Here is a 12,877-nt window from a genome sequence, read left to right on the forward strand (position 1 = left end):
CTCGATAACCAATGAGCAAAGATGAGAAACAGCCATGCATTTTCAAATACGATATATCATAAGGCTCGTATCATGACTCAACTGATTGTTTTAGGTAGCGTAAATGCTGACCATGTACTTCAAGTTCCTTCGTTCCCTCGCCCAGGTGAAACACTGATTGGCGGAAACTATCAGGTCATCCCTGGCGGTAAAGGCGCAAACCAAGCAGTTGCGGCAGCTCGCTTGAATGCAGACATCGGCTTCATCGCCTGTGTAGGTGACGACCCATTTGGTATCAATATTCGCCAAGATTTCAAGAAAGATGGTATCGATATCGATGGTGTGATTGTCGCTGAAAACTCCCCTACAGGGATTGCTATGATTCAAGTTTCTGCAACCGGTGAGAACAGCATCTGTCTGTCCGCCGAAGCAAACGACAAATTAGATAGCGTACAGATCGAACCACACCTCGATAAGATTCGTGGCGCAAAATACCTGTTAACGCAACTTGAAACGCCGCTTGAAGGCATCGAGTACGCAGCAAAAGTTGCGAAAGAATCTGGTACTAAAGTGATTCTTAACCCAGCACCCGCTCGCCCTCTATCCAACGAATTACTTGCATGTGTCGACGTGATAACGCCGAATGAGACCGAAGCAGAAGTCTTAACCGGCGTTACCGTAACTGACAGCGCTTCGGCGCATCAGGCATCCTTGGTTCTGCACGGGAAAGGCATTGAAACCGTGATGATTACTCTTGGTGCGAAAGGCGTGTGGGTAAGCCGTCAAGGACAAGACCATGCAGCTGGAGAAGGTGAACTGATCGAAGGCTTCCGTGTTGCAGCGACGGACACCACTGCTGCAGGTGATACATTCAATGGCGCGTTGGTTACGGGTTTACTTGAAGAGATGCCACTAGAGAAGGCGATCAAGTTTGCTCACGCGGCAGCGGCTATCTCAGTGACACGTTTTGGAGCACAAACATCAATACCTTCACGCGAAGAGACCGACGCTTTTCTTGCTGAACAGCTAGGGTAATTACACACTTCATGACGATAACGGTATCGGCTGGTGCGTAATAAATTCTAAATAATTTATTGCGCACAACTCTCTGTTTTCAGGCAGAATATCGCCCAAAGTGGAACGAACAGCACCACAAGGAATTATTATGGCAACAATGAAAGACATCGCTAAACTTGCCAAGGTTTCGACCTCTACCGTTAGCCATGTAATCAACAAATCTCGATTTGTCAGCGACGAAATTGCCGAACGCGTGAACAAGGCGGCCAAAGAGCTCAACTACGCGCCCTCAGCCCTCGCTCGCAGTCTAAAAATGAAGCAGACAAAAACGATCGGTATGTTGGTGACCACCTCAACGAACCCATTTTTCGGTGAAGTTGTAAAAGGCGTAGAGAGACGTTGTTACGAAAAAGGCTACAATCTTATACTTTGTAATACCGAGGGCGATAGTGAGCGCATGAAATCGTCTATCGACACCCTACTTCAAAAACGTGTCGATGGTTTAATGCTAATGTGCTCAACGCTAGAAGGCGAACATCTAGACGTGTTCGAGCGCTACCCAGAGCTGCCTGTCGTTGTCATGGATTGGGGTCCAATGCTGTTTGCAAGCGATAAAATCCAAGATAACTCCCATCAAGGGGGGTATATGGCTACCCAGCATCTTATTGATAACGGCCATACTGAGATTGGTTGTATTACAGGCCCTCTTCATCGTAACCAAGCCTCTTCACGTTACGAAGGCTTTAAGCAAGCCATGAGTGAAGCTAACCTCAAAGTGAACGCAGATTGGATTGTCGAATCTAACTTTGAGTGTGATGGTGGCTTTGATGCATTTCAGACGCTAAAAACCCGTGGAAGACTGCCAAGTGCTTTATTTGTCTGCAACGATATGATGGCGATGGGCGTGATTCACGCTGCTGCACAAGATGGTTTACGTGTACCACAAGATCTTTCACTGATCGGCTACGATGATATCCACTTATCGAAATACATGACCCCAGCATTAACGACCATCCATCAGCCAAAACATCGACTAGGTAAAGCGGCTGTTGATACTCTATTGAGCCGTTTGGAGTCTCCAGACGTGTATCCTCAAGTGGTAGAATTGGAGCCTACTCTAGTAGAAAGAAGCAGTGTTTTGGCGCTATAAACTGACCAGTTAACACTATTGAGAGCACACACTTGTGCTCTCTTTTGCACGAATCGTTATCTCTTCACCTCTTTAAAGCACACAGTTAAACAGCGCAGCAAAGTGTCTCGTTTAACTCAAAAATTAACGCCTTACCTATAGTCGAATAGAATATCTTGTGTCATCTAAAGTTGGATTTCCAGAAATAGACTGAAACTGCACGATAACCACAATATGCACCATTACACCTAAACTTTTTGCTTTTCTCTACTACACTAGTTGAATATAGCAACCGGCTTAAGGTACTGTTTTCATGTTTGCAACATGGTTCGATAACATATCCCTGCAAAAGAAACTTTTCGTCAGTTTCTGTATTCCTATTGTGTTCATGCTGCTTGTTTCTCTCTCCGTGTATGAAAACACTCAATCAATGGTAAAAGACAGCCATTGGGTGGTTCATACGCATAAAGCAGTCGCACGAGCCCAAGAGTTACTGAACCTCGTCGTCGATATGGAAACCGGGCAAAGAGGCTACCTTATCACCGGCGATGCCGACTTCCTTGAGCCATACCATCTCGCCTTGGCGGTGTGGAAAGACAAAGTTACTACACTCGCCAAACAAGTCGACGATAATCCCTCTCAAGTTGAGCGCTTGCACAAAATTGACGCCCTACTTGAAAGATGGTTAAAAGAATCTGGCGCGCGAGAAATAGTCCAGCAGCAACATGCTGACCGCAGCGAAACATCTATGTCGAGCGTCACCAAATTTGCACAAGAGAAAACAAGCAAAACCATTATCGACGAAATACGAAATGAGATGAATCAGTTCATCGCAATTGAAAATGAACTCATTGATATCCGCGTGGTTAAGTCCGATAACAGTGCGACAAGAACAACACATGTTCTGATTGGAGGCGCACTCTTAACCATATTTGTATCACTGGTTGTCGCCGTTGGGTCATCGAGTCGAATCAGAAAACGCATTACATTTCTGCTAGAAGCAACACAACAAGTCTCTGAAGGACATCTAAGTAAAGGAGCAAACACACTTAATACAAACGTTAACCTACAAGGAAAAGATGAGATTGCGCAGCTCACACATGGCTTTCGGAAAATGACGGACAACTTGGTTAAAAATGAGCAAGACATGCGCTCTTACAATGAAGCATTAATAGAAGAGAGAAAAAAAGCTGAGGCTGCAGTCAAAACCAAGAGTGAGTTTCTCTCAACGATGAGTCATGAGATTAGGACCCCAATGAATGGTGTACTCGGTATATCACAAATTATCGCGTCTCAGACTAAAGAGCCTGCAACCCAAGAGAACATAAATATCATCTTAGACTCTGGGCAACATCTGATGACCATTCTCAATGACATCCTGGATTTTTCGAAGGCAGAAGAGAACAAGCTGGAACTAGAAGTTGCACCGTTTTGCTTTAATCAAGTGCTGCAACCGGTCTGCAGTGCGCTACAACCGATGGCGGATGAAAAAGCGATTCGCTTGTTAACCGAAAACGAGATCCCTCACCATATTGAATTACTTGGTGACTGTGCCCGCTTGCGTCAGATCTTGTTCAACCTAGGCGGCAATGCAACCAAATTCACCAATGATGGCCATGTACTTATCAAAGCAGATTTGGATAAAGCAACGTCGGAACTAATACTGACGGTAACAGACACCGGTATCGGTATTCCAGAAGAGAAGCACGCACATATCTTCAACTCCTTTGAGCAGGCAGATGCATCAACCACAAGGGAGTTTGGTGGAACAGGACTTGGCTTAGCCATTGTCAAAAACCTCGTTGACCTGATGTCAGGTGAAATACACCTCAACAGCGCCCCAGGCTTAGGCACGCGTTTCAAAATCACACTTCCGATTACTTGGCGAGAAAAAGAACTTGCTGATAACTCAAACACGCCAGATTCATTCACTTCTACAGACATAATGCCATTGAACATTTTGTTGGTCGAAGACAACCGTGTAAATGCTATCGTTGCTAAAGGCTTCTGCGAGAACTATGGACACCAAGTTTCACTGGCCGAAAATGGTGTTGTTGCAATAAATCTCTTAAAATCAGAGCGTTTTGATCTCGTGTTAATGGATAACCATATGCCTGAAATGAATGGCATAGAAGCGACTCGTTATATCCGTGAAACCCTGGGGCTGAACATCCTAATCTTCGCTTACACTGCCGACGTATTTCGTGAAGCACATGATAGTTTCATTGAAGCCGGTGCTGATCACGTCTTAACCAAACCACTTCAGCAAGAGAGTTTCTTAGATGCCCTCCAACATTTCTCCTCTCGCTTAGGGAATCAGCCAAACGTGGTTAAAGGAGACAAAGCAACAGATAGTAGAGGCAGCAATGTCATTGAACTCCAACGAAAACCGATCGAGAAGTTAAGACTGACCGAAGAGGAGATCAGCCGATCTGAAATCATTCTGATGTTGCAAGAAGACCACGAAGCACTCGCAACACTCATTGACTCTACGATAGCGGAGTTCGAAGAATCCATCGACCACCTCATTGATTTTTACATGGCCAAAGAGCTGCGTTCATTACAAAAAGCACTCCACTCAATCAAAGGCATGTCTCTCAATTTGGGGCTCAATACGCTGTCAAAACAAGCTTTAGATTTGGAAACTCAGGTCAAACATCATAAACTTCCAGAGATTGAGCCATTACAAAAACTCATCAACCGACTGCTTGTTAATATCCATCAGGCACAAAGAATGAAAACAGCGCATCCAAGCACAGAGACGAGTCAGATAAAACGCTCGCAATAGTGACCAGCAATTGAGCGGTAAACCGTTAGATAGCTATGGTCAACCTTGGCTCAACCTTGCTAAGCTTGAAGGCATAAATAACCTTTACTCCCACTCCTCACTTAAACGAAGTGCTTTTCCCAGCTTGGAGGAGTGCCGATGATCTCTTGAACAATCTCAATAAAGGCCAGCACAAGTGGCGACTGCTTTCGATGAGTATACATTGCGTAGATGTCACCAAAGGATGGAATTCTGCGTTCTGGCAACAACTGAACCAAACCTTGCTCAGCCAAACCTTCACTCAGCATAAACTGACCTATTTGGGCAAACCCAAGTGAGGCTTTGACACTTTCGACAATCAACTCAGGTTCATTCACTCGATAGTTACCTGTGAGGGCATACGTTTCAAGCTCTCCTGTGTTGTCCTCGGGATAGAACTGCACTTTGTCCGCGACAAAGCCCGAATGTGAGTAAATTATGCTGGGTAGCATCGTCAACTCTTCCGGGCAACGTGGCATACCGTGTTTATCAATAAACGCTTCTGAGGCAACTATCGCTGTTTTATTTTCGGCAAGTCTCTTAGCAATCATTGACGAATCTCTCATCGGGCCAATACGAAAAACAATATCAAACCCCTCGCCCACCAGATCAACACGACTATCATCTAATATCAGTTCGATCGATGCTCTTGGGTAACGAGTCAAAAACTCCTCAACCGCCTTTTGCAAAAATCGTCGACCAAACAAAGTCGTGCTAGAGATACGAAGGTTGCCAATGGGTTCCTTGTAAAAACACGCCGCGATCTTTTCTGTCTCTTCAAGTAAATCACTCACTTTAACCGCTTGTTCAACGATTTGCTTTCCTACATGAGTCAACGAAAGTGAGCGCGTGGTGCGATTGATCAACCTTACTCCCAAGTGCTCCTCTAGTTGTTTAACCTGCTTTGATAAAACAGAGCGATCAACGTTCAGTCTATCTGCAGCTTTGGCAAAAGAGCCAGCTTTCGAAACCTCGAGAAGCAGTTCTAATCGTGTTGCTAAATCCATATTGTTCCAAACTTTAATGCCTGTGGTTAAAGAACCGAACAGACAGCATATTTAATAAAATTGTTAGTGATACTTGGCACTGTTTTAAGTCAAACAACGATGAGTGATCACACACTTATCTTCAAGATTAACGCAGAAGACGGCGGTTCAAGGTTTTAAGTAATGCAACAAATACAACTACGCGTAAGAGACTCAAATTTCATAACGCCTCTAATTGAACACTAAGTAGTGCTAAATTTGCACGGATAGAGCGAAATTTTCACGGATAGAGAAACGCATAAACATTCACTTATGATGCATTTTGTCCGAGAAATTACCAACATACCTGCAAACAGCCTTTTTGCGCGCTCTTCAAACAGTGTACAGGACAAATTACAGTATTGACTATCAAAACAACCACTGGTGCATAAAAGGCACTAGTGAAGTGCTAATAAAACCATAATTTCTGCGTATGGATTTTGTAAAATGCGCTCTCCATCACATCTAATTACAATAATACGACTAGGAGTGTGAGCATGGACTTAGCGACTCAACTGGAACTACTGCTTGATGTCTCTGAACACGGCACCTTTGCAAAGGCGGCCGACAGAAACCATATTGACCGTTCCGCACTATCAAAACAGATAAAAAAATTAGAAGACAGCCTAGGGTTAAGACTGCTCAACCGCTCTACCCGATCGCTTTCACTCACCAATGCTGGTGAAGAGATGGTCCAGCAGGCGAAAAAGGTACGTGAGGTACTGAGTGAGACTAGAAAGCTTGCAGACACTTTTCATGCCGAGCCGCGTGGTCACCTAAAGATCTCGAGCGCTTCGTTCTTTGGTCGTACATACTTAAAAAAGGCGATCAAAAGCTTCATGCGTAAATATCCCCACATTACCGTCGAAGTTTTCCTTTCTGATCATAAAGTTGACGTGATCAGCGAAGGTTACGATGTGGTGTTTCGCATCGGACCTATTCGCGAATCAAACATGATTGTACGTAAGCTCGCGACCAATAAATTGGCCATCATTGCCTCAGAAGATTTCTTAGCAAGACACGGCACTCCACAAACACCAGAAGATCTGATAAAGCTACCCGCCGTGATTTATTCAAGTGAATCTTTCGTGTTAGACAAAATTAGAATTATTGATGACGAGCAGACTGGTGAAATCAAAACTTTCAACATGAATGCCAAGTACAAGGTAAACGAAACTGACTTGATTATGGATGCCGTTCAAGACGGTCTTGGCTACGCTGTCATTGGCCAGTTCATGCTACAGGAAAGCATAGAAAAACAAGGCCTTGTACAGCTTCTACCTGAGTACAAACTCTCAACACACAGCGACATTTTTGCTATGTACTCACATCGTAATCAGCAACCTTTAGCCAAGTTGTTCATTGACACAATACAGAGAGAAATTGGCACTACACCGGTTTGGGAAACCTACTTGTAATAAGACTCTCATTTTGCTCTATCGTTTGACTATTTTCTGGATTTACTCAATGCAATACATCAGCCCAATTTGTGACGAGCGACGCGGCGACCGCGTCTTTGATACATTCATTATTTTACATAGCTTCGTACTCACATTAGTCGTCGCTTACATTAGTATTCACTTTGACTCTCACACCAAAGAGAGCTCTGTGCTTGAGATTAGTCAAGTTGCTATCCTTTTAGGCACCGCGCTAATCAGCTACGTCAAAGCTCAAGAACGTCATGAATTTTCATCGATATTGAAAATTCATGCTCTGCTCATGTTACTACTCGTCTCGAGAGAGCTTGACCAAATATTTGAGCTATTCCTATTTCATGGCTTTTGGAAGGTTCCCGCTGGTGCTATCGTGGCAACAATCGTCTGTCAAATGCTCTCCCACCGAAAAAGCGTTATTGTTGCAGTAAAACGGTTTACAGCAACAGACAGTTTCCTTGTTTGGATAATCGGGGTTTTTATGTTCCTTATATTTTCACGCATTGCCGGGTACAAAGGTTTCTGGATGGATTTTTTAGGTGATGGTTACAACAGAGATATAAAAACATTGGTTGAAGAGGGGCTAGAGTTCTTCGGTTATTCTTTCCTTTTCTCTAGCATGATATTACTTAGAGAAAAAAGCTAACCTCATTTATTATAACCAAGACGTAAATGTTCTTTATAATCTAACTCGTATCATTTAGTGTCACTAGTCGACAAATAACAGAAAATAATAGTTTATTCCAATTTCTTATGTTTGTTATTTACCATAGTGAATTGATAATTTCTCACTTTTAAATAACCTATGTGTATAGATAATTACTTCGACTTAAAACACAATGTAGTGGTAATTAAAATATGGATAAGAAAATTATTTCTCTGGCGATTGGTGCCGCAATCTTTGGCTCTGCAGTTAATGCAGCTCAGGTTTATTCGGATTCAGAAACTGAGCTGAATATTCACGGTAGAGCTCAAGGTGCATACTATTTTTCTAGCGACAAGGATATCGACGGAGACCAAAGCTACATCCGTGTTGGCCTAGACGGAAAATCCCAAATCAATGATGACCTATACGCATTCGGTTTGTACGAACTGCAATTCAAATCTAACAGCGATGCGAATAACGATGATGAGTTCGACGTACGTAAAGGATACGTAGGTGTGGGCTCTGAATTCTGGGCTGTAAGCTACGGTCGCCAGTTTGGCGCAGTAACACTAGTATCTGATTACACAGATATTTTCCCAGAGTTTGGTAACGAAGCTGCAGGCGTAAGCCCAGACTTATTTGGTACAGGCCGTTCAGATTCAGTATTTAAAGCAACGGGCTCTTACGACGCTCTTAATGTACATGTAAGCTACCAAGGCGAAAATGATCAAGTATCAACTGATGCCTCTTCATACGGCATTGCAGCAGACTACGCACTGCCATTCGGCGTAAAAGTAGCGCTGGGCTACAACGAAGGTGAAGGCACTGCTGCTGGTGCGGATTCTGAGCTTCTGATAGCAGCAGTTTCATACACCTATGAAGATCTGTATGCTGCAGTTCTGTTCAGCGATGGCGAAAACTGGGAAAAAGACGGTACAGATAACGGTGTTGACTACGAAGGTATTGAAGCAGTCGTTACATATCAAGTGACTGAAGAGCTTAATGCTCTCATCGGTTACAACAAGCTAGAGAAAGACGATGTAGAGTCAGTTGATTACTACTCACTAGGTGGTGAATACAACCTAACTCCTAACTTCAAAACACTAGCTGAATACAAGATCACCGACGTAAATGGTGAGGATGATATTTTATCGTTGGCACTTCGCTACTCGTTCTAATATCGTATGAATATTCAAAGCCCACTTATTGTGGGCTTTTTTGTATCTATCAATAGTTTGATGCAATTATTACCACAAAGAATGGATATTTATTATCGAGACAAAAGTCTACATTTAAATTATCATGCCTCCGTTGACTTTCCCCACTGCCTTTGAAAGTTACTGATTAACTCCGAAATATTCGAGCAGCAATTTATGCTGCTCTTTTTTTATCCCAAAACCTCACCAAACCAACAATCAGTATTAACTTTCCAAAAATCACGAACAAATAATTACAAAACAACCATGCATTCAAATCAATTACCACAAGGCAATTTCACCGTTTAATCGTTCACATGCGTACCATAAAATATATCAAAACACACCGTCGACATTAAACCCCCAACAGCACTTGGGGCGAAACGTAAAAACCCAAGTTTCGATTCGTGCATTTTTGACATCAGTGAAATGAGCTATGTGATATTTATCACACTTATGATTTACATAATAATAGCGTTGTACCGAGGCAAAGCGCCTCAAGTAAACAAATTTTTTGAGGATTACATTATGAAACGCATTATTACTCTTGCTGCGACTCTAGCATTCACTTCAGCTTCTTTCGCTTCATCTTCTTGGGTTCAAGTTGATCGTGAAGCCAACCTGGATGTGGGTGTTTTTGCTACTCAAGAACAAGCTCAAAACGCTGCTGAAGAGTTTGCCACTTCACTAAACACAATGAACAATCAACAACTCAAAGCGGCGTTGCCAACGAATCAACATCACTTTGTACGCAATGTTCGTCTAGGTGATTCAAGTGTGTCAGTAGAACAAATCGAAAGTGGTGAATATCAAGCAAGCCTGCACCAAGACTACGCTTTCACTGCATTTGAACGTGATTAACCGAATCTCGAAGCGGGAAGCATCAATCTAAAAATAAACTGCCGCTCTCGTTTCAAAAATTGCCCTGTTATCGAAGATGTCTGCTTTGGACTTCTTCGATGACAGAAATTTTTTCCGATTGGCAGCTACAATTTGCCACGCATAATGTGTTGCGGACCCGCGGCTCCTCCAAGGTACAACTCTCCGGTCTTTTCGAAACCAGCCTTCTCATAACAAGCAATCGCACCTGGGTTCTTCAGATTTACGGTTAAATAGATAAACTCAAATGATGAGGCATAGTGCTCTTTTAGATACGGAAACAGAGCTTTTACCGCACATGTACCTAGCCCCTTACCTTGCTGACTGCTATCTATTGCGAACGCTCTTAATCCAACTCCTGATTCAGGACAGAACTCATAACTTTCACCATAAGCCGTATCCAGTTTAAAAAAGCCAACGACTTCGTTGTCTAGCTTAATAATATGCAGGTGAGTGGTCTCACTAGCATCTTTTAAGAACTCTTCCGCAGTCCCTGCAAACTTAACTTGTTCTTCAGCTAACTTTACCTTCTTTACCGACTCAATTTGCGCTTGCGCTAGTCGCTCGATAGTAACCATATCTATTTGATTCCCCTATTCATAGTGAACATGTTTCTACGTCGACCTGTTCTATATTGTCTTTTTTATCAACTAAACGTCTCTGTTAGACACAAAATCAACACACAATAGAAAACCAATCACATTGCCACATGTAACATATGCAATATATAACAATTTTGTGACTGTTTATTAATGATTACCGTAGCATATTGGTAACCAAATCAAAGGTTATAACTCATTGCATAACCGGATATATATAGAACAGAGGAAACTTAATGCTAAATAATTTAAAACTGCTACTAGTGACGATATGTAGTTTCTACTTAATGGGATGTGTTAGTCCGCTAACCGTTGAAGAGTCAGCTCCGAATGTCAATATCAATCAGAGTGTAGATGCCGTATCTATCGCTGTTCTAGACCAGCGCCCATATGTTTTAGATGGTGACAAAACACCCGATTTTGAAGGCATTATTCGATCTGGCCTAGGCATTCCATATAGCCATACCACGATAACTAAAGAGCCTATGGCAACTTATTTAGGTAACCGCTTAGAGTCGGGAATAAAACAAAAAGGCATTGATGTTGAACAACATAGAACAGATACGGCTATGCAGTTCTCAAACCTGATGTCCAAACTTAAAGCTGACGGTAAACCGTCTATTATTGTCGTGCTGAAAGAGTGGAAATATGACTTTCACGCCTTTGCAGATTCATCTTGGTATGATGTAAATGTGACTGTCACCGACCGCACTGGCACCCAAACAATCACGAAGAATTACTCCGGCGAAAACGATATTCCCGATAACGGAGCTATCATGAATGAGATGATGTTAATCTACAAAGCTCGTTTTGAAGAGATATTCTCCGACCCAGAATTACGAACTGTGATTGAAAACTAGAAAAAAGGCGAACTTTCGAGTTCGCCTTTTGTTTGCATGGAAAGTACTCTCACCGTATACGGAATTCACGATCAGTAGAATGAACCGCAAAGGAATTGTAAGCCCATTTAAGTGGTTTATTGTATAGACTAACTCCTTTTTGCAATACTCACTGTACTTCCACGCCCCTTCCGTGACAAATAGATTAGCTTACATTTGATGACACAAAAAAATTTAACTTTTAGTTAATATGTAACTATCTGATTAACTGGGGTTAAACTATGAGTAAAGGGTTTACGCTCATTGAGTTAATAGTCATTATTGTACTAATTGTCGTTCTAAGCGCTGTTTCAGCTCCAAGGTTTTTAAATGTAACCACTGATGCAAGAAACGCCGTTTTAAGTGGTATCAAAGGTGACATTGAATCTCAAATTGCAATTGTATACGGAAAGCTTGCAGTGGTTGGTCTTGAGGGAGAAAACGAGGATAATGACGCCCTTTTAACTGGTGGCGGCTATTTTGGCGATGAACCTGATTACAACCCATTCAAAGACATTTGTGGCCACGATTGCTACTTTATTTATGGTACACCAAGTGCAAGCGCAACAACGCTAAGCAGCCTGCTGCCCTCAGTTGGCCAAGATCAAGAAATCGTTTTTTCTGGTTATCACGCAAATGAGTGGCAATCTGATGGAGTTACCGGAACTAATGTTGTAGGCACTTTTTCATTCAAAGATAATGTCATCTTGAATGGAGAACCCGCGTTAAACAAGCTCAAAAAAGAATCCTGCTTTATTTGGTACTCTGGCGCTCGTAAAGAGCGTGACTACAAAATCGGTATTGTGCCATGCGATTAAACATAGCTCGTTGGGGACTATTTTAATGCGGTTAAGTGTCTAGCTAGGGATGCTGGTAACCACAGACTAAGATTCTTATGTGATGCGACTCGCTTAGAAGCAAGTCGCATTAACTAGACTTTTGTTTATTTGGTTTTCATTGGTTCACTATACCAAACGCCATTCTCATCTTGTCTTAGGCTTTCAGCATACGTCAAAACACCATTTTCAAACGTATAAGCTAAATGATAATTATCAGAATATTTATAGATGTATGAGATTGAGGTTTCACTGATGCTGGTAACTATATCAGGCTCTCCAAACTCACCACTTACCTCAATAGGCGTTGTTTTTCCTACCTCAAGAAAATTGAAGTCCTCACCGTTAACACAACCAAACAATGTGGTTAGAGTGAGTAATGCAATACTAACCTTTATCTTCATAATTCTTCCTCTCTTTGATTTTAATCATAATAACTGTTTGATTTGTAATG

The 12,877-nt window shown here is 42.3% G+C and carries 12 protein-coding genes; 9 read left to right on the forward strand and 3 right to left on the reverse strand.

The window, feature by feature from the left end; all coding sequences use genetic code 11:
* Window positions 1-72 precede the first annotated feature (72 nt).
* The 3 genes from rbsK to vsple_RS15895 all read left to right on the forward strand — a co-directional run bounded on the left by rbsK (window position 73) and on the right by vsple_RS15895 (window position 4,913).
* On the forward strand, window positions 73-1,014 hold the full coding sequence (rbsK, locus tag vsple_RS15885) for a ribokinase (protein ID WP_261883813.1): 942 nt from the start codon (window positions 73-75) through the stop codon (window positions 1,012-1,014).
* A gap of 130 nt (window positions 1,015-1,144) precedes the next feature.
* Entirely contained in the window at window positions 1,145-2,146 is a 1,002-nt protein-coding gene (locus tag vsple_RS15890; protein WP_261883814.1) for a substrate-binding domain-containing protein, read from the forward strand.
* A 292-nt stretch (window positions 2,147-2,438) separates the two neighbouring features.
* Complete coding sequence (locus tag vsple_RS15895; RefSeq protein WP_261883815.1) at window positions 2,439-4,913, forward strand: CHASE3 domain-containing protein; 2,475 nt, start codon at window positions 2,439-2,441, stop codon at window positions 4,911-4,913.
* Window positions 4,914-5,014: 101 nt separating this feature from the next.
* Here the strand turns inward: vsple_RS15895 and vsple_RS15900 are convergent, their stop codons facing one another.
* The gene (locus vsple_RS15900; RefSeq protein ID WP_255232635.1) at window positions 5,015-5,938 is read right to left on the reverse strand and encodes a LysR family transcriptional regulator; all 924 of its coding nucleotides are present in this window, start codon (window positions 5,936-5,938) and stop codon (window positions 5,015-5,017) included.
* 515 nt (window positions 5,939-6,453) lie between these two features.
* On the opposite strand from vsple_RS15900, the gene vsple_RS15905 reads away from it, so the two are divergent.
* The 4 genes from vsple_RS15905 to vsple_RS15920 all read left to right on the forward strand — a co-directional run bounded on the left by vsple_RS15905 (window position 6,454) and on the right by vsple_RS15920 (window position 10,092).
* Window positions 6,454-7,374, forward strand: a complete 921-nt coding sequence (locus tag vsple_RS15905) for a LysR family transcriptional regulator (RefSeq protein WP_261883816.1) — start codon at window positions 6,454-6,456, stop codon at window positions 7,372-7,374.
* 190 nt (window positions 7,375-7,564) lie between these two features.
* Window positions 7,565-8,035, forward strand: coding sequence for a hypothetical protein (locus tag vsple_RS15910; protein WP_261883817.1), 471 nt, complete (start codon window positions 7,565-7,567; stop codon window positions 8,033-8,035).
* Between the two features lie 212 nt (window positions 8,036-8,247).
* On the forward strand, window positions 8,248-9,213 hold the full coding sequence (locus tag vsple_RS15915; protein WP_255232632.1) for a porin: 966 nt from the start codon (window positions 8,248-8,250) through the stop codon (window positions 9,211-9,213).
* Window positions 9,214-9,759: 546 nt separating this feature from the next.
* Window positions 9,760-10,092, forward strand: coding sequence for a DUF3316 domain-containing protein (locus vsple_RS15920; RefSeq protein WP_255232631.1), 333 nt, complete (start codon window positions 9,760-9,762; stop codon window positions 10,090-10,092).
* A gap of 125 nt (window positions 10,093-10,217) precedes the next feature.
* On the opposite strand, the gene vsple_RS15925 is transcribed toward vsple_RS15920, so the two are convergent.
* On the reverse strand, window positions 10,218-10,688 hold the full coding sequence (locus vsple_RS15925) for a GNAT family N-acetyltransferase (RefSeq protein ID WP_261883818.1): 471 nt from the start codon (window positions 10,686-10,688) through the stop codon (window positions 10,218-10,220).
* Between the two features lie 257 nt (window positions 10,689-10,945).
* On the opposite strand from vsple_RS15925, the gene vsple_RS15930 reads away from it, so the two are divergent.
* Both vsple_RS15930 and vsple_RS15935 read left to right on the forward strand, forming a co-directional pair.
* The gene (locus vsple_RS15930; RefSeq protein WP_255232629.1) at window positions 10,946-11,569 is read left to right on the forward strand and encodes a YajG family lipoprotein; all 624 of its coding nucleotides are present in this window, start codon (window positions 10,946-10,948) and stop codon (window positions 11,567-11,569) included.
* Between the two features lie 260 nt (window positions 11,570-11,829).
* Window positions 11,830-12,405 (forward strand): prepilin-type N-terminal cleavage/methylation domain-containing protein, encoded by a 576-nt coding sequence (locus vsple_RS15935; protein WP_255232628.1) that lies wholly within the window; start codon window positions 11,830-11,832, stop codon window positions 12,403-12,405.
* A gap of 125 nt (window positions 12,406-12,530) precedes the next feature.
* On the opposite strand, the gene vsple_RS15940 is transcribed toward vsple_RS15935, so the two are convergent.
* Complete coding sequence (locus vsple_RS15940) at window positions 12,531-12,827, reverse strand: hypothetical protein (protein ID WP_261883819.1); 297 nt, start codon at window positions 12,825-12,827, stop codon at window positions 12,531-12,533.
* Window positions 12,828-12,877: the final 50 nt, after the last annotated feature.

This window comes from Vibrio pelagius (assembly GCF_024347575.1).
GTDB lineage: Bacteria > Pseudomonadota > Gammaproteobacteria > Enterobacterales > Vibrionaceae > Vibrio > Vibrio pelagius.